The sequence below is a fragment of the Streptomyces sp. NPDC107454 genome, assembly GCF_055582885.1.
Map to the genome: position 1 here is coordinate 300,319 of NZ_JBVJPA010000004.1, position 22,077 is coordinate 322,395.

General features: G+C 70.6%; 20 protein-coding genes and 1 riboswitch. Of the genes, 8 read left to right on the top strand and 12 right to left on the bottom strand.

Annotated features, from left to right (window positions below):
• Positions 1–6 precede the first annotated feature (6 nt).
• Positions 7–507: a metallophosphoesterase family protein gene (locus ACZ69M_RS11600; RefSeq protein WP_470048891.1), complete on the top strand. Its 501-nt coding sequence runs from the start codon at positions 7–9 to the stop codon at positions 505–507.
• 5 nt (positions 508–512) lie between these two features.
• Here the strand turns inward: ACZ69M_RS11600 and ACZ69M_RS11605 are convergent, their stop codons facing one another.
• Genes ACZ69M_RS11605 through ACZ69M_RS11635 form a run of 7 tightly spaced genes read right to left on the bottom strand, consistent with a single transcriptional unit; the run spans position 513 to position 8,240 of the window.
• The gene (locus ACZ69M_RS11605; RefSeq protein ID WP_470048893.1) at positions 513–1,178 is read right to left on the bottom strand and encodes an SRPBCC family protein; all 666 of its coding nucleotides are present in this window, start codon (positions 1,176–1,178) and stop codon (positions 513–515) included.
• On the bottom strand, positions 1,162–2,322 hold the full coding sequence (locus tag ACZ69M_RS11610) for an XdhC family protein (RefSeq protein ID WP_470048895.1): 1,161 nt from the start codon (positions 2,320–2,322) through the stop codon (positions 1,162–1,164). Before ACZ69M_RS11610 ends, ACZ69M_RS11605 begins: the two co-directional genes overlap by 17 nt.
• Before the next feature lie 33 nt (positions 2,323–2,355).
• On the bottom strand, positions 2,356–3,636 hold the full coding sequence (locus ACZ69M_RS11615; RefSeq protein ID WP_470048897.1) for a vWA domain-containing protein: 1,281 nt from the start codon (positions 3,634–3,636) through the stop codon (positions 2,356–2,358).
• Entirely contained in the window at positions 3,633–4,517 is an 885-nt protein-coding gene (locus ACZ69M_RS11620) for an AAA family ATPase (RefSeq protein ID WP_470048899.1), read from the bottom strand. The genes ACZ69M_RS11615 and ACZ69M_RS11620 overlap by 4 nt, the downstream gene beginning before the upstream one ends.
• 5 nt (positions 4,518–4,522) lie before the next feature.
• Entirely contained in the window at positions 4,523–5,374 is an 852-nt protein-coding gene (locus ACZ69M_RS11625; RefSeq protein ID WP_470048901.1) for an FAD binding domain-containing protein, read from the bottom strand.
• Positions 5,371–7,773 carry a xanthine dehydrogenase family protein molybdopterin-binding subunit gene (locus ACZ69M_RS11630; protein WP_470048903.1) on the bottom strand — a complete coding sequence of 801 codons (2,403 nt, stop codon included), beginning with the start codon at positions 7,771–7,773 and terminating at the stop codon, positions 5,371–5,373. Before ACZ69M_RS11630 ends, ACZ69M_RS11625 begins: the two co-directional genes overlap by 4 nt.
• Entirely contained in the window at positions 7,770–8,240 is a 471-nt protein-coding gene (locus ACZ69M_RS11635) for a (2Fe-2S)-binding protein (RefSeq protein ID WP_054236554.1), read from the bottom strand. Before ACZ69M_RS11635 ends, ACZ69M_RS11630 begins: the two co-directional genes overlap by 4 nt.
• A gap of 250 nt (positions 8,241–8,490) precedes the next feature.
• On the opposite strand from ACZ69M_RS11635, the gene ACZ69M_RS11640 reads away from it, so the two are divergent.
• Positions 8,491–10,476, top strand: a complete 1,986-nt coding sequence (locus ACZ69M_RS11640) for a GTP-binding protein (protein ID WP_470048905.1) — start codon at positions 8,491–8,493, stop codon at positions 10,474–10,476.
• Positions 10,477–10,603: 127 nt separating this feature from the next.
• Positions 10,604–12,472 (top strand): cellulase family glycosylhydrolase, encoded by a 1,869-nt coding sequence (locus ACZ69M_RS11645; RefSeq protein ID WP_470048907.1) that lies wholly within the window; start codon positions 10,604–10,606, stop codon positions 12,470–12,472.
• Here the strand turns inward: ACZ69M_RS11645 and ACZ69M_RS11650 are convergent.
• Positions 12,384–13,733: a YncE family protein gene (locus tag ACZ69M_RS11650; RefSeq protein ID WP_470048909.1), complete on the bottom strand. Its 1,350-nt coding sequence runs from the start codon at positions 13,731–13,733 to the stop codon at positions 12,384–12,386. The genes ACZ69M_RS11645 and ACZ69M_RS11650 overlap by 89 nt on opposite strands.
• Before the next feature lie 173 nt (positions 13,734–13,906).
• Here ACZ69M_RS11650 and ACZ69M_RS11655 point away from each other — a divergent pair, with 173 nt between their 5' ends.
• Together ACZ69M_RS11655 and ACZ69M_RS11660 are read left to right on the top strand one after the other, a co-directional pair.
• Complete coding sequence (locus ACZ69M_RS11655) at positions 13,907–14,560, top strand: TetR/AcrR family transcriptional regulator (protein WP_470048911.1); 654 nt, start codon at positions 13,907–13,909, stop codon at positions 14,558–14,560.
• Between the two features lie 521 nt (positions 14,561–15,081).
• A complete protein-coding gene (locus tag ACZ69M_RS11660) occupies positions 15,082–15,657 on the top strand; it encodes a hypothetical protein (protein WP_470048913.1) in 576 nt (191 codons plus the stop codon).
• A 60-nt stretch (positions 15,658–15,717) separates the two neighbouring features.
• Here ACZ69M_RS11660 and ACZ69M_RS11665 read toward each other — a convergent pair whose 3' ends face one another.
• Together ACZ69M_RS11665 and ctaD are read right to left on the bottom strand one after the other, a co-directional pair.
• Entirely contained in the window at positions 15,718–16,065 is a 348-nt protein-coding gene (locus ACZ69M_RS11665; protein ID WP_470048914.1) for a hypothetical protein, read from the bottom strand.
• On the bottom strand, positions 16,062–17,747 hold the full coding sequence (gene ctaD, locus ACZ69M_RS11670; RefSeq protein ID WP_470048916.1) for an aa3-type cytochrome oxidase subunit I: 1,686 nt from the start codon (positions 17,745–17,747) through the stop codon (positions 16,062–16,064). Before ctaD ends, ACZ69M_RS11665 begins: the two co-directional genes overlap by 4 nt.
• Positions 17,748–17,852: 105 nt before the next feature.
• Here ctaD and ACZ69M_RS11675 point away from each other — a divergent pair, with 105 nt between their 5' ends.
• Positions 17,853–18,416, top strand: coding sequence for an RNA polymerase sigma factor (locus ACZ69M_RS11675; protein ID WP_470048918.1), 564 nt, complete (start codon positions 17,853–17,855; stop codon positions 18,414–18,416).
• Positions 18,409–19,395 (top strand): CU044_5270 family protein, encoded by a 987-nt coding sequence (locus ACZ69M_RS11680; protein WP_470048920.1) that lies wholly within the window; start codon positions 18,409–18,411, stop codon positions 19,393–19,395. The genes ACZ69M_RS11675 and ACZ69M_RS11680 overlap by 8 nt, the downstream gene beginning before the upstream one ends.
• Positions 19,396–19,470: 75 nt before the next feature.
• On the opposite strand, the gene ACZ69M_RS11685 is transcribed toward ACZ69M_RS11680, so the two are convergent.
• Positions 19,471–20,322 (bottom strand): bifunctional 5,10-methylenetetrahydrofolate dehydrogenase/5,10-methenyltetrahydrofolate cyclohydrolase, encoded by an 852-nt coding sequence (locus ACZ69M_RS11685; protein ID WP_470048922.1) that lies wholly within the window; start codon positions 20,320–20,322, stop codon positions 19,471–19,473.
• A 23-nt stretch (positions 20,323–20,345) separates the two neighbouring features.
• Positions 20,346–20,432, bottom strand: a riboswitch (ZMP/ZTP riboswitch).
• A 17-nt stretch (positions 20,433–20,449) separates the two neighbouring features.
• Positions 20,450–21,382 (bottom strand): hypothetical protein, encoded by a 933-nt coding sequence (locus ACZ69M_RS11690; RefSeq protein ID WP_470048924.1) that lies wholly within the window; start codon positions 21,380–21,382, stop codon positions 20,450–20,452.
• A gap of 59 nt (positions 21,383–21,441) precedes the next feature.
• Here ACZ69M_RS11690 and ACZ69M_RS11695 point away from each other — a divergent pair, with 59 nt between their 5' ends.
• Complete coding sequence (locus ACZ69M_RS11695) at positions 21,442–22,056, top strand: MarR family winged helix-turn-helix transcriptional regulator (RefSeq protein ID WP_470048926.1); 615 nt, start codon at positions 21,442–21,444, stop codon at positions 22,054–22,056.
• The last annotated feature ends 21 nt before the right edge of the window (positions 22,057–22,077 follow it).

The window sequence follows — 22,077 nt, forward strand, 5'->3', positions numbered from 1 at the left end:
GGTGCCGTGCGTCTGCTCCTGATGTCCGACACCCACCTGCCCAAGCGGGCCAAGGCGTTGCCGCCGCAGCTGATGGCGGAACTCCCGCACGCCGACGTCGTCGTCCACGCGGGCGACTGGGTGGACACCGCCACCCTCGATCTGCTGGAGCAGCGGGCACGCAGGCTCGTCGGGGTGTACGGCAACAATGACGGCCCGGCCCTGCGCGCCCGCCTCCCCGAGGTCGCCCGCGTCGACCTGGACGGTCTGCGCCTCGGCGTCGTGCATGAGACCGGCGCCGCCCAGGGCCGCGAACGGCGTTGCGCCGAGCGCTACCCCGACCTCGACGTCCTGGTCTTCGGACACAGCCACATCCCCTGGGACACCACCACCGGGACGGGCCTGCGCCTGCTCAACCCGGGCTCCCCGACCGACCGCCGCCGCCAGCCGCACCACACGTACATGACCGCGACCGTGGCCGAAGGACAGCTGACCGAGGTGACCCTGCACCGCGTCGACCCCGGCTGAGGCACTCAGGCGTGCCGGTGCCGTCGGATGCGCACGAAGACCAGTGCCAGTACGGCGGTGGCCACGGCGACCGCCACGCGTTTGGCGACCGGAGGCCCGGCGGTCCGCAACAGGTCGATCGGCTCGACCGGTTGGACTGGTTGGACTCGTTGGACCGGCGGCACCGGTGGGACTGGTCGCGCCGACTGGAACGGTTCGACCGGCTCGGGTGACTCGGTTCGTTCGGCCGGTTCCCCGAGGCGCCGTGCCAGACACTCCGCGAACTGCCCGACCAGCTTGTCACCCACCTCCGCCATGACGCCGCGACCGAACTGCGCCGGACGCCCGGTGACGGTCAGATCGGTCCGCACCGACACCGCCGTGCCGCCGTCGCGTTCGGCGAGCGTGCCCGTGACCGTGGCCCGTGCCGTGCCCTGGCCGCGGGTCTCCTTGCCGTTCGCGATCAGTACCATCCGGTGCGCGGACTCGTCCTGTTCCTCGAAGACGGCGGTGCCCCGGTAGGTCACCGTGATGGGCCCCACCTTGACCTTCACCGAACCGGTCACGGTCTTGCCGTCGTAGTCGTCCACCGTCGCGCCCGGCATGCACGGGGCGATCCGTTCGACGTCGAGGAGTGCCCGCCAGGCGTCGTCGACGGGAACGGGGACGGTGAACTCATGATGCAGTTCCATGCTGCTCTCCTCCAGGCGTATCGACGGGTCCGGCAGGCGCAACGACGGGACCGGGATGGATCGCCCCGCCCGTCGCCGTCAGCGGCGCCCCGCTGCCGCCCCACCGCAGTGCGACGATCTCCGCGGCGACGGACACGGCCACCTCCTCCGGCGTACGGGCGCCGAGGTCGAGCCCGACCGGCGAGCGCAGCCGGGACAGTTCGCCCTCCGACAGACCGGCGTCGATGAGCCGTTTCCTGCGGTCGTCGTGGGTACGACGGCTGCCCATCGCCCCGATGTACGCGGCCGGGCGGCGCAGTGCCTCCTCCAGCAGGGGCACGTCGAACTTGGGGTCGTGGGTCAGGACGCAGATCACCGTGCGCGCGTCGGTCTTCGTGCCGCGCAGATAGCGGTGCGGCCAGTCCACGACGACCTCCACACCCGCCGGGAACCGTTTCGCGGTGGCGAAGACCGGGCGGGCGTCGCACACCGTGACCCGGTAGCCGAGGAAGTCCCCGATGCGGGCCACCGCCGCCGCGTAGTCGATCGCGCCGAAGACCAGCATGCGCGGGGGCGGCGCGAAGGAATGGAGGAAGACGGTCACGGCGTCCTCGCGGCGCTCGCCGTGCGGCCCGTAGTGCCGCCGGATCGTGGCGCCCTGGGCCAGTTCACCCCGGGCGTCGGCGGTGACGGCCACGTCCAGACCCGTGGAGCCCAGCGAACCGGCCACCTCGTCCGGCCACACCGCGAGCGTGGCCCCGAGCGGCGCCGGTCCCCCGATCACCGTCGCCACCGTCACGGGCCGGCCGGCGGCCACCGAGTCGGCCACCGCGGCGAACGAGGGGTCCTCGGCGGGCGTCACCCGGCGGATGAGCAGGGTGATCTCGCCGCCGCAGGTGAGTCCCACGGCGAACGCGTCCTCGTCGCTGTACCCGAAGGTCTCCAGACGGGCCTCGCCGGACGCCACCACCTCCTGCGCCAGCTCGTACACCGCCCCCTCGACACAGCCGCCGGACACACTGCCCACGACCTCGTCGCCGGGCCCTACGGCCATGGCGGCTCCCGGGTCCCGGGGCGCGCTGCGGCTGACCGAGACCACCGTGGCGAGCCCGAAGGGGGAGCCCGCCGCGTACCACCGCTCCAGCGCCGGGAGGATCTCACGCATCGCTCGCTCCGCTCACCACAGGGTGCGTCCCACTCAAGAGTCCGCTCCTCTCACGACCGCCGCCAGCCGCTCCAGCGCGGCCGGACTGTGTCCCTCGACGAACGCGTCCACGCTCGGCAGCGCCGCGGCCATCCCGCCGGCCAGGGGCGCGTAACCGGGTCGGACCTTGCGCGGATTCGCCCAGATCACCCGGTGCGCGAGCCGGTGCAGGCGGCGCATCTGCTCCGCGAGCAGGGCCGGATCGCCACGCTCCCAGCCGTCGGACAGCACGACGACCACCGCTCCGCGCGCCATGCCCCGCCGCCCCCACCGGTCCAGGAAGCCGCGCAGCATCTCACCCAACCGGGTGCCGCCACGCCAGTCCGGCACCGCCGCCGCGAGCGCGGCCATGGCCGTGTCGGGATCCCGGTGCGCCAGTTCACGGGTCACCCGGGTCAGCCGGGTACCGATCGTGAAGACCTCCGTGCGGGTGCCCCGTGCGGTCCCACCCATGCGGGGGCCGTGGAGGGCCGCGTGCGCGAAACGCAGCAGCGCGTCCGCGTACGGCCCCATCGAGCCGCTCACATCCACGAGCAGCACCACCCGGCGCGGGCGGTCCGCTCGTGCCCGGTGCCGCAGCCGCGCCGGCTCCCCGCCGCCGCGCAGCAACTCCCGTACCGTGCGCCGCGGATCGACGGCGCCCCGCCGGGCCGGATGCCGCCGTGCGGTGCGCCGGGCCTCGCCGCGCAGGGTGAACGCGGCCCGCAGCCGCCGCAGTTGGTCGCGCTCGGCGGCGGTCAGCTCGGCGAAGTCCCGATGGCGCAGTACGTCGGTGGAGTCGGCCAGCACGGCCACGGGTACGGCGTCCTCGGCCCGCGCCGCCGGGCGGGGCACCGTACCGGCGCCGCGCAGGACCGTCCGGGTCCGCGGCGGGGGAGCGGACCGGGCCGGGGCGCCGCCGGGCCGGCCGCCGAAGTACGCCGCGAAGACCCGCTCGTAGCGCTCCAGGTCGTCCTGGCTCCCGCACAGGGTGAGACGTCCCGCCCAGTACACGTCCGAGCGCGCACCGGGATCGAGCACGTCGAGCGCGCCCAGGAAGGCCTGCACACGGTCGGGCGAGGCGTCGACGCCCGCGGCGCGCAACGCGCGGGCGAACCCGACGACCACGGCGGACGCGTCGACGGTACGGCGTTGTCCCGCCTCGTCCCGGCCGTCTGCGTCCTCCCCGCCGTTCCGGCCGTCTGCGCCGTCCCGGCCGTCCCCGCCGTTCACGCCCTCCCGGCCGTCCCGGCTGTCCCCGCCGTTCACGCCGTCCCGGCCGTTCACGCCGCTCATGTCTCCCGTGCCGCGAGGATCGCCGCCAGATCCAGCCCCCGTGCCCGCTCGGCGTCCTCCCGGTACTTCAGCACCGAGCCCAGGGTCGCCACCGCCAGCTCCGCGTCCACCTCGCTCGCCCCCAGCGCGTCCAGGGCCTCCGCCCAGTCGATGGTCTCCGCGACCCCGGGCGGTTTGACCAGGTCCTCGGCGCGCAGAGCCTGCGCGAGTGCGGTCACCTGCTCGGCCAGCCGCTCCGTGACCCGCGGCAACCGCCTCCGCACGATGGCGAGTTCACGGGCGAACCCGGGATGGTCGAACCAGTGGTAGAGGCACCTTCGCTTCAGCGCGTCGTGCACTTCGCGCGTCCGGTTCGAGGTCAGCACCACGACGGGCGGCAGCTGCGCCCGCAGGGTGCCCAGTTCCGGAATGGTGATCGTGTACTCGGACAGCAGCTCCAGCAGGAACGCCTCGAACTCGTCGTCCGCGCGGTCGATCTCGTCGACCAGCAGCACCGACGGCTGGGTCTCCAGCGCCCGCAGCAGCGGACGCGTGACGAGGAACCGCCGGTCGTACAGCTCCCCTTCGAGCCGGTCGGCATCCGTCACGCCCGCCGCCTCGGCCGCCCGCAGGTGCAGCAGCTGACGCGGGAAGTCCCAGTCGTACAGGGCCTGGGAGGCGTCGATGCCCTCGTAGCACTGGAGCCGGATCAGCGGAGCGTCCATCGCCTGGGCCAGGGCGGACGCGAGCGCGGTCTTGCCCACGCCCGCGTCGCCCTCGCAGAACAGCGGCCGGTGCAGCCGCAGCGCCAGGAAGCAGGCCACGGCCAGCCCGTCGTCGACGAGATAGCCCGTCTTCTCCAGGCGGGCCCGCACCTCCGCCGGACCGCTCACCTCGTGCATGGGCGCTACTCCAGGGCGGCCAGCACCGCGCGTCGCGTCAGCACCCGGGCCAGGTGCGCGCGGTACTCGGGTGAGCCCGAGGGATCGGACGACGGACGCGTGCCCTCCGCCGCCGACTCGGCGGCCCGTGCCACCGCGCCCGGTTCGGCGTCGGCGCCGGTGAGCGCCGCCTCGGTGGACGTCGCCCGCAGGGGCGTGGAGCCCATGTTGGTCAGCCCGATCCGGGACTCGGCGAGGTGTCCGTCGTCCCGCCGGACGAGCGCCGCCACGCCGACCACCGCCCAGGCCTGCGCGACCCGCTGGAACTTCTCGTAGTGGAAGCCCCAGCCCTCGGTCGACGGGATCTCCACCTCCACCAGCAGTTCGTCCGGGCGCAGCGCGGTCTGCAGATAGTCGACGAAGAACTCGTGGGCCGGGATCGCGCGCCGCCCCTCCGGTCCCACCGCGATCAGGGTCGCGTCGAGCGCGAGGACCACGGCGGGCAGGTCACCGGCCGGATCGGCGTGTGCGAGCGAACCGCCGAGGGTGCCGCGATGGCGTACGGCGGGATCGGCGACCGTGGCGGTGGCCGCCGCCAGGAGTCCGGCGTGCCGGCGCACCAGCGGATCGCGGATGACGTCGTGGTGCGAGGTCATCGCGCCGATGACCAGCGTGCCGGCGTCCTCGCGGATCCCGCGCAGCTCCGGGATCCGGCCGACGTCGACGACCAGTTCGGGGAAGGCGAGCCGCAGCCGGAGCAGGGGCAGCAGACTCTGCCCGCCGGCCAGCACCTTCGCGTCCTCGCCCGCGTCCGCGAGGGTGCGCACGGCCTCGTCGACGCTCGCGGGCCGCACGTAGTCGAATGCGGGGGGAATCATGCCGACGCCTCCTCACCGGAGCGGGCGGACCCGTCCGCCGCCCGAGCGGACCGAAGGGCTTCCCAGACCCGCTGCGGCGTGCAGGGCATCCTCACCTCGGTCACTCCGAGCGGGCGCAGCGCGTCCACGATCGCGTTGACGACGGCGGGCGTGGAGGCGATGGTCCCCGACTCTCCGACTCCCTTGGAACCCAGGGGATTCGATGTCGCCGGTGTCTCCGTCCGGTCCGTCACGAACTCGGGCAGGTCGGCCGCCGAGGGCACGAGGTAGTCGGCCATCGTGCCCGAGACGAGGTTGCCCTCGTCGTCGTACACGGCCTCCTCGTACAGCGCCTGCGCGATGCCCTGCGCGACCCCGCCGTGCACCTGCCCCTCGACGATCATCGGGTTGATGACGCTGCCGACGTCGTCGACGCAGACGTACGAGCGGATGGTGGTCCGTCCGGTCTCGGTGTCGACCTCGACCGCGCACAGGTGGGTGCCGTGCGGATAGGAGAAGTTGTCCGGGTCGACCAGGTGCTCGGCGTTGATGGTGGGCTCCATGCCGTCGGGCAGGTCGTGCGAGGAGAACGTCGCGAAGGCGACCTCCTGGATGGTCTTGCGCGCCTCGGGCGAGCCCTTCACGGAGAACACGCCGTGCGTGAACTCCAGGTCGTGCTCGCTCGCCTCCAGCAGGTGCGCGGCCACCTTCCGCGCCTTCTCCACCACCTTGCGCGCCGCGTGGTGCACCGCGGCCCCGCCCACGACGAGCGAGCGCGAGCCGTAGGTGTCCATGCCCTGGGGCGCCGCCCTGGTGTCGCCGTGCACCACCTCGATGTCCTCGAAGGGCACCCCGAGCACATCGGCGGCGATCTGGCTCCAGCAGGTCACATGGCCCTGCCCGTGCGGGCTGGTGCCGGTGACCACCTCGACCTTGCCGGTGGGCAGCATGCGGATGCTCGCCGCCTCCCAGCCCCCCGCCGCGTACCGCAGGTCACGCAGCACCCGGCTGGGCGCCAGCCCGCACATCTCGGTGTACGTGGACACGCCGATGCCCAGGCGTACGGAGTCGCCGCGCAGGTTGCGGTCCGCCTGCTCGGCGCGCAGCTTGTCGTATCCGAAGAGGGCGAGCGCCTTGTCCGTGGCAGCCTCGTAGTTGCCGCTGTCGTAGGTCAGACCCGCGACGGACGTGTACGGGAACTCCTCGTGCCTGATCCAGTTGAGCCGCCTCAACTCGACGGGATCCAGGTCGAGTTCGACGGCCAGCTCGTCCATGATCCGTTCGATGGCGTACGTCGCCTCGGGGCGCCCCGCGCCGCGGTAGGCGTCGGTCGGCGTCCTGGTCGTGAAGACGCCGGTGCACGTGAAGTCGTACGCGTCCATCTTGTAGATCGCCGGGTACATGAAGGCGCCCAGGATCGGGATGCCCGGGGTGACGAGCATCAGATAGGCGCCCATGTCGGCGAGGAGGTCGACCTTGAGGCCGAGCAGCCTGCCCTCGCTGGTGGCGGCGATCTCGATGTCCTGGATCATGCCGCGGCCGTGGTGGGTCGCGAGGTAGCCCTCGGAGCGCGACTCGGTCCACTTCACGGGCCGTCCGAGCCGCCGGGCGACGGTCAGGGCGAGGGCCTCCTCGCCGTACACCTGGAGCTTGGAGCCGAAGCCGCCGCCGACGTCGGGAGCGATCACGCGCAGCTTCTGCTCGGGGATGCCGGTGACGACGGCGAGCATGATCCGCAGGATGTGCGGGATCTGGGTGGCCGAGTAGACGGTGTACTCGCCGGAGGCGGCGAGCGGGGTGACCACGACGGCGCGCGGCTCCATGGCGTTGGGGATGAGCCGCTGCTGGAGGTAGCGGCGCTTCAGGACGACGTCCGCCCGCTCCCGCACGGCCGCGTAGTTCTCGCCGGTGGCCAGCGGCCAGACGTAGCAGCGGTTGGTGCCCTTGTCGGAGTGCACCAGTGGGGCGTCCTCGGCGAGGGCGGCCTCCAGGTCGAGCACCGGGGGCAGGGGTGTGTAGTCGACCTCGACGGCCTCCAGGGCGTCGGCGGCCGCGTACCGGTCGCGGGCCACGACGACGGCCACCGGGTCTCCCGCGTACCGGACCTCGCGGGCCGCGATCGGCGGGTGGTCGGGCAGCACGATGTCCTCGGTGACCGGCCAGGCGCAGGGGAGTGAGCCGAGGCCCTCGGCGAGATCCTGGCCGGTGAACGCGGCGACCACGCCGGGGCGCTCGCGGGCGGGTGCGACGTCGATCCGGTCGATCCGGGCGTGTGCCATGGGGCTGCGCAGGATGGCCAGGTGGAGCAGTCCGTTGACGTTGATGTTGTCGGTCCAGTTGGTCTGCCCGGTGACCAGACGGGCGTCCTCCTTGCGCGGCCGGGAGCGGCCGACCTCGCGTTCGACGATCTGGTCCGTCACGGCGAGACCTCCTGTCGGGAGGCGGCGAGGACCGCGCGCACGATGTTCTGGTAGCCGGTGCACCGGCAGAGGTTGCCCTCCAGGGCCTCGCGTACCTCCTGCGGGCCGGGGGCCGGGTTCTCGCGCAGCAGATCGCGGGCCGCCATGATCATCCCGGGGGTGCAGTAGCCGCACTGGAGCGCGTGCCGCTCGTGGAAGGCCTTCTGGAGCGCGTGCCACTCACCGTCGTGCGCCAGCCCCTGGATGGTGGTCACTTCGCTCCCGTCCGCCTGGACGGCGAGGACCGAGCAGCTCTTGACTGTCTCCCCGTCCAGGTCGACCGTGCAGGCCCCGCAGTTCGACGTGTCGCAGCCGATCGGGGTGCCGGTCAGACCCAGGTGGTCGCGCAGATAGTGGACCAGGAGAAGGCGGGGTTCGACCTCGTCTTCGTACGTGGTGCCGTCCACCTTCACCGAAATGCGGGTCATGTGCCCTCCCGGAGAGCCAGGTGAGGGGTATCAGTCATTTTACGTGGTGTGCGTCACTCTAGGGCCGGGCGGGGAGGGCGGCGAGTGCTGCGGCGGGGATTCGTTGAGCGTTAATCCGTTGCTGCCGAGCGAGGCCGCCTGCTCCACTGAGAGCGAAGCGTCCACCAAGATCAGGGAGCAGCGATGCGCACCACACCGTTCATGTCCACCCAGGAAGGAATCACTCCCACTCCAAAGGACATGACACCCGGTGCATATGCTCAACCTGGGAATCCTGGCGCACGTAGACGCCGGTAAGACAAGCCTGACCGAGCGGCTGCTGCATTCGGTCGGAGTCATCGACGAGATCGGCAGCGTCGACGACGGGAACACCCAGACCGATTCCCTCGCGCTGGAGCGGCAGCGTGGCATCACGATCAAGTCCGCCGTGGTCTCCTTCGCGGTCGACGACGTGACCGTCAATCTGATCGACACCCCGGGACACCCGGACTTCATCGCCGAGGTGGAGCGCGTGCTGAGCGTGCTCGACGGCGCCGTGCTGGTGATCTCCGCCGTGGAGGGCGTGCAGGCCCAGACCCGTGTGCTGATGCGGACGCTCCGGCGGCTGCGCATCCCCACGCTCGTCTTCGTCAACAAGATCGACCGTGGCGGGGCGTGTCCCGAGCGCGTGCTCGACGCCGTCGCGGCGCGGCTCACCCCGGCGATCGTCCCCATGGGCGAGGTCCGGGCGCAGGGCACGCGGGACGCCCGCTTCGGCCTGTTCGACGAGGCGCGGCTCGGCGCGCCGTTGCTCGACCTGCTCTCCGAGCACGACGACGCGCTGCTCGCCGCGTACGTCGAGGGCCGGGTGTCGTACGACCTGATCCGCGCCGCTCTGGTGCGGCAGACCGGGCAGGCCCTGGTCCATCCGGTGTTCTTCGGCTCGGCCGTGACGGGCGCGGGGGTCGACGAACTGATCGTGGGGATCAGGGAGTTGCTGCCGCGCGCCGAGGCCGATGCCGACGGCCCGCTGTCGGGCAGCGTGTTCAAGGTCGAGCGCGGGCCCGCCGGGGAGAAGATCGCGTACGCCCGGATGTTCTCCGGGACGCTGCGGACGCGCGACCGGCTGCCTCTGGGTGACGGCAAGGAGGGCAGGGTCACCGCGATCAGTGTCTTCGACCGGGGTGCGGCGCCGCGCGAGATGTCCGTCGCGGCGGGGCGGATCGGCAAGCTCTGGGGCCTCGCGGACATCCGGATCGGTGACACCATCGGCGTACCGCGGAAGTCGTCGGCCGGTGAGCACCACTTCTCGCCCCCGACCCTCGAAACCGTCGTCGAAGCCTGCCGTCCGGCCGAAAGCGGCGCACTGCACGGCGCCCTCACCCAATTGGCCGAGCAGGACCCCCTGATCGATGTGCGCCAGGACGAGACGCGCAAGGAGATCTCCGTCTCGCTCTACGGAGAGGTGCAGAAAGAGGTCATCCAGGCGACTCTGGCCGATGAGTTCGGCATCGACGTCCTGTTCCGCGAGACGACACCCCTGTGCATCGAGCGGCCCCTCGGCAGCGGCGCTGCGGTCGACTTCATCAAGAAAGGTCTCCATCCCTTTCTCGCGACCGTCGGCCTGCGCGTCGATCCGGCCCCGGTCGGCTCCGGGGTGGAGTTCCGGCTGGAGGTCGAGCTCGGAGCGATGCCGTACGCGTTCTTCAAGGCGGTCGAGGACACCGTGAAGGAGACGCTCGCGCAGGGAATCCACGGCTGGCAGGTGACGGACTGCACGGTCACCATGACCCACTCCGGCTACTGGCCCCGGCAGAGCCACGCCCACCAGGGCTTCGACAAGAGCATGTCCAGCACGGGCGCCGACTTCCGGGGCCTGACCCCCCTGGTGGTGATGGACGCGCTGCGGGCGGCGGGCACCCAGGTGTACGAGCCGATGCACCGCTTCAGGCTGGAGGCCCCGGCGGACACGCTGGGCGCGGTGCTGCCCGTGCTCGCGAAACAGGGAGCCGTCGCCGGGGCCACCGAGCTGCGGGGCGTCTCGTTCGTGCTGGAGGGCCGGATCCCGGTCGCCCGGGTCCATGGGCTGGAGCGGCAACTGCCGGGGCTGACCCGCGGCGAGGGCGAGCTGGAATGCGCCTTCGATCACTACGCGCCGGTCCTGCGGGGCACGGTCCCCGACCGTCCGCGCACCGACCTCAACCCGTTGGACCGGAAGGAGTACCTGCTGAACGTGACGCGGCGGGTCGGTGCCTGAGCCCGCACAAGGCGACACGTCTCCCCAAAAGATCTCCAGAAGGTCTTCAGAAGGTCTTCAGAACCTGAAACTTACTCTGGAGTCAGAAGTATTGACGCCCACTTGCGCACCCGCGAATGTTGTGGACATGTCGAAGTTACGTGCGCGTCTGCTCGGCGTCCTCGTGCTCCTCACCGGCTTCCTCTCGGCGGTGGGCGCCCAGCCCGCCGCCGCGGACGGACTCCCCGACTTCCTGTGGTTCGACGCGCCCGCGGCGGCCACTCTCACGGTCGACAAGGGCCGCTTCCTCGACGGCCTCGGCCGCGAGGTCGTCCTGCGCGGCTACAACGTCTCCGGCGAGACGAAACTCGAAGAGAACAGCGGTCTGCCCTTCGCCTCGGTCGCCGACGCCAAGAAGTCCGCGACGGCCCTGCGGGCCCTCGGCGGCGGCAACTCCGTGCGCTTCCTGCTCTCCTGGGCCCAAGCCGAACCCGTACGCGGGCAGGTCGACTCCGCCTACCTCGCCGCCGTCACCGACCAGATACGTGCCTTCCTCGACGCCGGAATCCGCGTGTATCCCGACTTCCACCAGGACCTCTACTCCCGCTACCTCTTCAACTCGGGCAGCTGGTACACCGGCGACGGAGCCCCCAAGTGGGCCGTGGACGCCGGAAACTACCCGAGCGAGTCCTGCGGGATCTGCCTCTTCTGGGGGCAGAACATCACCCAGAACGGGGCCGTGAAGCAGGCACAGTACGACTTCTGGCACAACGCGTACGGCGTCCAGGACGCCTTCCTCACCACGGCCCAGGCCACCATGACCTACGTCAGACAGCACCTCACCACGGCCCAGTTCGCGGGCCTCGTCGGCTTCGACCCGTTCAACGAGCCGTACGCAGGCACCTACGACTCCGGGCAGACCAGCCGCACCTGGGAGCGGGACCTGCTCTGGCCGTTCTATGTGAAGTTCCGGGCCCGGATGGACGCGGCCGGCTGGCAGGACAAGCCCGCCTTCGTCGAAGCCAACCTCTTCTGGAACTCCAACATCGACTCCCAGAAGCAGGAGGGCGGCCTGCTCGACGCGGGCACCCTCGGGCCGCGCTATGTCTTCAACACCCACTTCTACGACCAGAAGGCCATCTCGGGCATCCTCATGTGGGGCAATGCCGCGGACGGCCAGTACGCCACCGACTTCGGTACGGTCCGCGACCGCGCCTCGGCCGCGGGGACGACGGCCATCGTCAGCGAGTTCGGCCATCCGCTGTCGGGAACGGTCTCCGGCAAGGCCCCCACGGTCGACAAGGCGATGTACCAGGCCCTCGACTCCCGCCTGCCGGGGTCCACTTGGTGGACCAGACCGGCGTCCTCCGGCCCGGTGCTCTCGGGCACCCAGTGGCAGTGGGACATCTACAGCGGCCGCCATCACGAGCTGATGAACGGCAACGCGAGCAAGGTCCTCACCTCCGGCGACGCCTGGAACGACGAGGACCTCTCGGCCGTACGCCTCGACGACTCCGGTACGGCCGCGCTCCGTCAGGACGCCCGCCTGCTCGACCGGCTCTATCCGAGCGCGACCTCGGGCAGCACCGTCGCCTTCACCTACGAGGACCGTTCCCGGGACGGCTCCACCACCCTGACCTGGAACCCGGTTCCGTCGTCCCTGCCGCACGTCTCCCAACTGGTGGGATCGGGCCAGTACGGGCTGCTCCTGTGGCGCTCGGGCGGTGGCAGCGCTCCCACCGAACTCCATCTCCCGGCGTCCTTCCCGACCGCGTCCACGACGGTGGTCTCCGACCTCGGTGCGACGATCTCCCCGCCCGCCTACACCACGACCACCCCGATCGCCGTGGCCCCCGAGCCGGGCGGCACCGGCAGTCGCCGACTGCTGCTCACCGCACCGGACTCGGGGACCCTGCACTACGCGCTGGTCACGAACGGGGCGACGGCCCCGTCCGTCGATCTGCTGAGCGCGGCCCGTTCCGAACTGAACTCATGGGCCGCGTCGACGGGCAACTAGTCGAAGGGCCGGTCCAGTTCGCCTCCACATGGCCGAGGCGAACACGCTGGGGGTGGTCGCCGACCGGCACCGACACCGTCTTCTGCCCGGTGGCGAAGTCGATGGCGGTGACCTGGTCGGCGCCGCTCTCGGAGATGATGCAGTCCTTGCCGTCACCGCTGACGGTCGCCCAGTACGGCTTCGAGGCGGTGACGAGCGGGCCCTCCTGGAGGGTGGCCCGGTCGACGACGGTCGCGTAGTCGTCCATCGTTCCGGCGACGCACAGTTTGGTGCCGGACGGGTTCATCGAAATGCCGTGGTGGCGCGAGTCGTTGACCCAGGTCGTGCGGTCGGTGCTGGTCGCGGGGTTCATCGGCAGGGTCTTCACCCGGGTGATCCGGTCGGAGGCCACGTCGTACTCCAGGAAGCCGTTGAAGAACGACACCTGGAAGTACAGCTTGGACTCGTCGGGGCTGAAGACGGCGGGCCGGACCGCGTCGGAGAAGTCCGTGAGACCGATCGCGTCCAGCCGCTGCCGCATGTCGATCACCTTGACCTGCTTGTAGGTGGTCGCGTCGACGACGGTGATGTGCCGGTCGCCCTTCGTCCAGTCCAGCCACGGGTCGTCGAGCGAGGTGTTCACATCGCCGATGGCCATGTTCCAGATGTACTTGCCGTCCCGCGTGAAGATGTTCTCGTGCGGCTTGTCGCCGGTGCCGAAGGAGCCCAGCTGCTTGCCGGTGTTGATGTCCAGCACGTGCACGGTGTTCGCGGTCGACGCGGAGACCGCGACGCGGGTGCCGTCGGGGGAGACGGCCATGTGGTCGGACCGGTAACCGGCCACGGGGAAGCGCCAGTTGATCTTGTCGGTGGCGAGGTCGATCGAGACGACATCGGCGAAGCTCGGGCGGGAGACCACCACCGACTTGCCGTCGGGCGTGGAGTACATGTCGTCCACGAGCTGGTCGTGGCCCTCGCCGACGCCGTTGCGGATGGCCTGGAAGTAGATCCACTTGATCGGATCGGCGTTGATCGCCGCCATCCGCGCGTCCTTGTCCGGGACGACGTTGATCCGGCCGATCTTCGCGAAGTCACCGGTGGACTTGATGACGTCCGCGGTGCCGTCCCAGTTGTTGCCCACGAACATCACTTCGCGCAGGTCGGCCGCGGCGGTCTGCGCGGCGGTCCGCGCGGGGGCCGCGGTCGCCGCACCGCCGAGCGTGAAGGTGAGGGCGACGGCGGCGGCGAGCGTACAGAGGTGTCTGGGTCTGAGGGCAGACATGGTGGGTCCCTTGTCGTAGGCGGGGGGTGCGGGTGCAGAAAAGTCTGAACACGACTGCGTTCACAATGGACTTACTGGAAAGTAAGGAAGGACCGGTGCTCTCCACAAGGGTCCGTGCACGACAAAATCATCGGAGGGGCGAACGGTTCGTCCCTCCGGCGAGGGAGGAACGCGTGGCGGGCAGGATCAAACAGCCGACCGGCCGTTACGGAGGCAGGACCGCCGCGGAACGGCAGGCCGAGCGACGCTCGCGCTTTCTGGCCGCCGCGCTCCAACTCTTCGGTGACAGCCCGGGGTTCAGATCCACGACCATCGCGGCGCTGAGCGAGGCGGCGGGACTGTCGACGCGTCAGTTCTACGAGGAGTTCCGCACCCTCGAGGACGTGCTGGCCGCCCTCCACCTCCAGGTCAACGACTGGGCCGAGCAGGCGGCTCTGGCCGCCCTCGCCGACGCCCAGGACCTGCCGCTCGCCGAGCGCGCCACCGCGATCTTCCGTGCCTACGCCGCGAACGTGACGGCGGACCCGCGCCGCATCCGCATCACCTTCGTCGAGATCATCGGCGTCAGTCCGCGCCTGGAGGAGCAGCGGCTCGCCCGTCGGGCACGCTGGGTCGACTTCATCTGCGCCGAGGCGACCGCGGCCGCCGACCGCGGTGAGGCGGTGCCGCGCGACTACCGGATCGCCGCCACCGCCTTCATCGGCAGCGTCAACGGCCTTCTGCACGACTGGCGCGCCGGCTGGGTGGCGGCGACGCTCGACGAGGTGGTCGAGGAACTGGTCCGTCAGCTGCTGGGGATCCTGCGACCGGCGGGGTGGAACCCGTAGGGGCCGGAAGCCGACGCCGTGACCTCACCGTGAGTGCCGTGCCGTGCCGTGTCGTGCCGGGCGCAGGTCGAGGCGTCCTCGAACCCGGCGGTGAATCCCGGGGATCCGCCACCGGGTTCGGGAACCGCGCGCCGCTCCCCGTCCCCACGGGTTCGGCGCAGTGGGGCCGCCTCCGCGCGAGGATGCCCCTGCCGGCAGCCCATGACCGGGGGAAGCCGTGGGCTTGCGCGGCCCGAGGGCCCGGCACGTCCTCCGGAGGTAGGACGGGTGCGGGGGAGGGACCAGGGTCTCTCCAGCGTGGTCTCCATCTCCGCGTCGATGTCCACCGAAAACCGACGATGAAGGTCCCATCGGGAGTCTCGACCACCTGGCCGACGGGCAGAGCCCCACCTCGGAGTCCCCTGAGGCCGGCGCGGTGCGTGCCGCGGTCGGCCAGCGGCACGGCCGGTTCGGGCGCGCCCGTCTCCACGGCATGCACGATCAGCGGCAGCACCGAGAGCGGGTCCCCACCAAGTGGCCCTGTGGACGAGGCCGATGGCGACCAGCAGGCCGGCGCGGGCGAAGCGGCCGCGGCACGGTCCGGAACGACCTGTGACCTCGGCGGAGCTGAGGCGCTGCTCGCCGCACTCGTCAGCGGGACTTCGCTCCCTCTGCTCGTCGTCCAGACGCAGGCCGTCCCGGAATCGGTGCGCGGCGCCCTGTCGGCCGAGATCGTGAAGTGCTGGATCGTCGCGACCGAAGGCCAGATGGTCACCGCGATGGCCGCCGAATTGGCGGGTGCCGAGAAGGAGAGAGTGGAGCTCTGGCGGGATTTCGGCGATGCATTCGGCATCCTGTGGCAGATGTTCAACGACCAGGAAGACATCCTGTCAGGCCGCAACGAGGACCTTCTGAACGGCACGGTGACGTATCTCCTGGCATGTGCCCTCGGCTGCACGCCGACGCGAGGAACTCCCGTGACGCCCGAGCGGAACTCATCGACACCCTTCTGGCACCGGGCGTTCTTGGGCGCTACGAGGACGACGTCAACGAGTTCCGCGGCGAAGCGCACCGCATTCTGGACGAACTGGGCGGCGACGAGCCCTACTTGTCGATGATGCGGAATCTGGTGGACGAATCGTCCGGGATGCTTCTGCGTGCCGACCTCGCTCGCGAGGTCACCGTCTGCTGACCGCATCGACGGTCACCAGCGCGAAAGCGGCACCGAGAAGGAACACCGCGCAAAGGCGCCGACGCAGCGCGCGGTACCTCGCCTCGTACTCGGCGCGCAGTTCCCGGCCGCGCCGTGCCGTCCGTTCCCAGGAGCGGCGGGTGAGGGCCAGATAGGTGTCCGCGAAGCGTTCTTCCACCTCTTCGCGCTGGGTGTCCGTCAGGCAGGCGAGGGAATGGGTGAAACGAGCCGCTTCCGCCCGCCCCTCGGCCTTGGTGGCCTCGATGAGCAGATGGCCCTCCAGTTCGTCGATGAGTGCCCGCGAGGCCGGCGGTCGATCGTCCATCGTCGTCATCGCAGTTCCTTCCGGGGCGTCTCCAGACGTGCGGCCGCGGCCGTGATCTCCGGGTGGTGCAGGTCGAAGGCGGGGGACTCGCTGCGGATGCGCGGCAGGGTGAGGAAGTTGTGGCGCGGCGGGGGACAGGACGTCGCCCACTCCAGTGAGCGGCCGTAGCCCCACGGGTCGTCGACCTCGACCTTCTCGCCGTACTTGGCGGTCTTCCAGATGTTGTAGAAGAACGGCAGGAGGGAACTCCCGAGGAGGAAGGAGAAGATCGTCGAGATGGTGTTGAGGGCGGTCAGGCCCTCCACCGCCAGATAGTCGGGGATACGGCGCTGCATTCCGTTCGCACCCAGCCAGTGCTGCACCAGGAACGTGCCGTGGAAGCCCACGAACAGCGTCCAGAAGGTGATCTTTCCGAGGCGCTCGTCGAGCATCTTGCCGGTGAACTTCGGCCACCAGAAGTGGAATCCGGAGAACATCGCGAACACGACCGTACCGAAGATCACGTAGTGGAAGTGCGCCACCACGAAGTACGAGTCGGAGACCGGAAAGTCCATCGGCGGCGAGGCGAGCATCACACCCGTCAGACCGCCGAAGACGAAGGTGATCAGAAAGCCGGTCGCCCACAGCATCGGGGTCTCGAAACTCAAGGACCCCTTCCACATCGTTCCGATCCAGTTGAAGAACTTCACGCCTGTCGGTACGGCGATGAGGAACGTCATGAAGGAGAAGAACGGGAGCAGTACGCCACCGGTGACGTACATGTGGTGCGCCCACACGGTCACGGACAGACCGGCGATGGAGATCGTCGCGGCGATCAGGCCCATGTAGCCGAACATCGGCTTGCGGGAGAACACCGGGATGACTTCGGAGATGATGCCGAAGAATGGTAGAGCGATGATGTACACCTCTGGATGGCCGAAGAACCAGAAGAGGTGTTGCCATAGCAAGGCTCCGCCATTGGCGGCGTCAAACACATGCGCACCGAATTTTCGGTCCGCCTCCAGCGCGAACAGTGCCGCCGCGAGCACGGGGAAGGCCAGCAGCACCAGAACACCCGTGAGCAGCACGTTCCACACGAAGATCGGCATGCGGAACATCGTCATGCCGGGGGCGCGCATGCAGATGATGGTGGTGATGAAGTTGACCGAGCCGAGGATCGTGCCGAAGCCCGAGAGCGCCAGACCCATGATCCACATGTCGGCGCCGACACCGGGCGAGCGGACCGCGTCCGACAACGGCGCGTAGGCGAACCAGCCGAAGTCGGCCGCTCCTTGAGGCGTCAGGAATCCGCCCACGGCGATCAGCGAGCCGAGGAGATAGAGCCAGTACGCCAGCATGTTCAGCCGTGGGAACGCCACGTCGGGCGCGCCGATCTGCAGCGGCATGATCCAGTTCGCGAAACCGGCGAAGAGCGGCGTCGCGAACATCAGCAGCATGATCGTGCCGTGCATCGTGAACGCCTGGTTGAACTGCTCGTTCGACATGATCTGAAGCCCCGGCCGGGCGAGTTCGGCGCGCATCAGCAGCGCCATCACCCCGCCGACGCAGAAGAAGCCGAACGCCGTGACCAGATACAGCGTGCCGATCGTCTTGTGATCCGTGGTGGTCAGCCACTTCACCGCGGCGAGTCCAGGACGCCGCGCACGCGCGGGAAGCGCTGCGGGCGGCGTCGTCACTGTGGTGCTTTCCATGCCCCGCCTGTGTCCGCCGCCGGCCCCGCCGTCACACTTGAAGGAAGCGACGAGCGTCACACCCGCACCTGTGACGATCGCGCACCTGCCGGACACTTACGGATCATGAGCAACGACGAGACCTTCGCCGCTGCCTATCGCGAGCACTACTGGGCGGTCAGCCGCTACGTGGCGAGGCGACTGGACGGCCGGGGCAGTGATGTGGAGGAGGTGGTGGCGGAGGTCTTCACCGTCGCCTGGCGGCGCCGGTCCGACCTCCCGCCGTCCCCGCTTCCCTGGCTGTACGGGGTGGCGCGGCACTGCCTGGCCAACGCCGTACGCGGTTACGGGCGCCGCCGCAGGCTCCTCGACCGGATCGGCAACGACGAGAGCGCGCACGGCAGACAGGTCGTCGACAGCCCCGACTCCGCGTCGCCCGGCGACTGGGTGCACGAGGCGCTGGCCCGGCTCTCCCCGGCCGACCAGGAGGTACTGCGCCTCACCGCCTGGGAGGAACTCGGCGTCGACGAGGTCGCCGTCGCCCTCGGCTGCGGCACCCGCGCCGCGGCCATGCGCCTGCACCGCGCCCGCCGCCGGCTCAGAGCCGAGATCGACCGTATGCACATCACCGTGGCCGGCGGCACCGCTTCGCCCCGCCGCGACGCCCCGAAGGAGCACGGCCATGGCTGACGAACTCGACATCCTGCGCCGCGCCAACCCGGTGCCGGCCACCGACCCCCGCTTCCACGACCGCCCCCTCGACCAGCACGCGCAGCGCCGCCTCAACCACCTGCTGCACGGCGAACGGCAGCGCAAGAGCCCCCGCCCGCTGCGCCGCTGGGTCTGGAGCGTCGGCACCGCGGCCGCCGTCGGTGTCGTCGTCCTGACGCTCACGCTGTCGGGATCGACCACCACCCCGGCCGTGGCAGCACCCCGCCCGCTGATCGTCGAGGCGGGCTCCACCCCCGTACCCCTGGACCGGCTCGCCGACCGAGTGGCCGCCTCCGCGGGCTCGCAGCGGCTCGTCCAGGGCACCCACGTACAGACCTGGAGCATGAGTCTGACCTCCGGGCCCGGGGCCCGGCCGCCGATCACCCTCCCCGCGGAACGCGTGGTCCGCTGGAAGGCCGACGGCAGTCACACGGAACTCGTCGTGGCGACCGACCCCCGTCATCCGGGCAGGCCGGTCGTCACCGACGCCGACCCCGTCCCCCGCACGGTCGAGGACGGGCACGTCCTCAGCCGGCAGACCTACCCGCCGAGCTGGAGCGACGCCCCGCCGGTGGCCCGGCCGCCGCACGACGCCGAGCGGCTGCGCGCCTACCTCGAGGAGATCGACCGCGTCGAGGCCATGGGTACATCCCAACTTCTCGATGCTGTTGCCGAGTTGCTGAACAACTGGACGCTGGGTGCCCGTGAGGACGCCGCGCTCGTCCGCGTCCTCGCCGACGCGAAGGGCCTGCGCCCGGCCGGAGCGGTCACCGACCGGCTGGGCAGGCAGGGACAGGCGTACGTGTACGAGGACGCCGCGCACTCCGTGCGCCGGATGCTGGTCCTCGACCCGAGGAGCGGCGCCGTACTCGGGATCGAGGACACCGTCACCAAGGACGATCCCGAGTACGGCGTCAAGGCCGGGGACGTGATGTCGTACAGCGCGTGGATGCGTTGAGCGGACCGACGTCCCGTGAGCGAACCCAAAACGCTGTAGCGGAATCCGAAACGCGGTAGGTGAGGCCGAAACGCTCTACCGGAGGCCGAGTTGGCGCTCGGCCCCGGTCACGGTCTGCTCCAGCAGGACCGCGATCGTCATCGGACCGACACCGCCCGGCACCGGCGTGATGAGCCGGGCCCGCTCGCGGGCGGTGTCGAAGTCGACGTCGCCGACGTTCCCGGCGTTGTAACCCGCGTCGATCACGACGGCTCCCGGCTTGATGTCCTCACCGCGGATCAGCCGGGGCCGGCCCACGGCGGCCACCACGATGTCCGCCTCGCGGACGACCGAGGAGAGACCGGTCGTCCGCGAGTGGCAGTACGTCACCGTCGCGTCGCGTCCGAGCAGCAGCATCCCGACCGGCTTGCCGAGGATCGCGCTGCGGCCCACCACGACGGCGCGCCGGCCCGCCGGGTCGACGTCGTACGCGTCGAGCAGCCGCATGATGCCGCCGGGGGTGCAGGACACGAACCCCGGGAGCCCGAAGCTCATCGCCGCGTACGAGCTGAGCGTCACCCCGTCGACGTCCTTCTCCGGCGCGATGGCCTCGAACGCCGCCCGCTCGTCGATGTGCGGCCCGACGGGGTGCTGGAGCAGGATGCCGTGCACGGTCGGGTCGCCCGACAGCGCCTTCAGCGTGTCGACCAGCTCGGCGGTGGTGGTGTCGGCGGGCAGGGCGACGTGCCGGGACTCGATGCCGGCCTTGCGGCTGCGGTTCTGCTTCATCCGGACGTAGGTGACCGAGGCGGGATCCTCGCCGACCAGCACCGTCGCGAGACACGGAGCCATCCCCGTGCGCCCGGTGAGTGCGGCCGAGCGCTTCGCGGTCTCCTCGACGACGCGGCGCGCGAGACCCGCGCCGTCCATGAGCTGGGCCTGGGACATGAGCTACTCCTGAGCGTCGCTGACACAATCGCCCAGGCGCGCGGCAAAGACCCGTTCGTCAGGCCGCTCCCCGGTGGTATTCCACCTCAGCGCCAGTCACGGCCCGCGACCAGAGTAGCTCGTACGATCAGCTGTCCGACTCGGCGGGAGCGGGCGGCGCCGTCGGGTCGACCCCGGCCAGGAACCCCCTGGCCTGTGCCTCGGTGGTCACGGCGCCGATGGCCCTGGCCCAGCGGGCGATCTCGCGGACCAGCGCGACGGCACCGGCCTCGTCGCCCGCGTCGCGCGCCACTACCGCCAGGAGCAGCTGCTGAGAGAGGGTGCCCGGGACGGTCCCGGCCCGGGCGCCGAGCTCGGTCGCCCTGCTCCAGCGCTCCCGTGCCCGTGCGTGGTCACCGTGATCGTGGTCGTGATCGCCGAGGTGCCGCAGCGCTTCACGGACGAGCAGATCGTCACCGCAGTCGTGTGAGCCGCCTTCACCTGCCTCACCCGCTTCACCGGCACGCAGCGCGGCTTCGTAGTGGCCGGGCGCGACGTCCCGCTCGGCGAAGAGATTGTCGGCGACGAGGCCCAGATACATCTCGGCCCAGCCCCGGCGCACCTCGTCCGGGGCCCGGCCGCGGAGCCGCTCGGCGTGTGTGCGGAGGGCGGCCAGCGCGTCCGGGTCCTTGCCTTCGGGTCCGGCACGGAAAACACCGTCGACGCGCACCTGCCCGAGGTAGCCGTGGCGCAGCCGGAGGAAGTCCAGATCCCAGCGGATGCCGGAGTGCGCCTCATGGGCGGGGTTCCCGCCGGGGCTCGCGCCGAGGACCTCGACGAATTCCTCGGCGGCGGCGAGCCGTGGCCCCGCCAGGGCGGTCCCGCCGAACCAGTCGCTCTCCAGGGCTACTTCGGCGGCGGCCAGGGCGAGACGGGCACGGGACCTCGGATCGGACGCCTCGGCCGAGTCGAGCAGGCGCGTAGCGCGTTCCCAACGAGCGCCGATCCTCAACTCCCTTGCTACAGCGATGAGTTCGTCGAGCGGTACGGCCGTACGAAGGGTACTTGCGGTGTTCGTCATGGCAGGGAAAGTAGTAATCAGAAAAACTATCCACAAGAAAACTATCTACGGAGTGGCGCATGGAAGACGTGAAGGCGGGAGACGTGAGGGCGGAAGAGCCGAAGTCCGCTCGGGGGCGGGCGTCGGCGGCGGACTCGGTCGACCGGCACGTCGCGGTCTGGGCGAAGGAACTCGACTGGATGGACCCGGTCAAGGAGGAGATCTTCGTCCGGCTCGCGATCCTGGCCCGGCACGCGGCTCAGGCCCGTCGGGACGTGCTCGACTCCGACGGGCTGCAGCACTGGCAGTTCAAGGTGCTGCTGATGCTGCGCAGACTCGGCCCGCCCTACGCGGCGAGCCCCTCGCAGCTCGCCGACATGCTCGGGCTGACCCGCGGCGCACTGTCGGCGCGGCTGGGTCCGATGGAGGAGGACGGCTTGATCGCCCGTACCCACCACACGGCCGACCGGCGTCGTGTGGATGTGCGGCTCACCGACGCCGGATACGCCGCGTTCGAACAGCACGCGGTGTCGGAGGACCGGGGTGAGAACGCGCTGCTCGCAGTACTGACTCCAGCAGAGAAGCGGACGCTCGCAGACCTGCTGCGGAAACTGGTCGTGGCAGCAGAGGCCGCTGCGAGCGCGAGCGACCCATCGCGACCTTCGCCGAAAAGGTCCAGGTCAGGCGAGAGTTGATCTGGACCTTCGGCCAGTTCC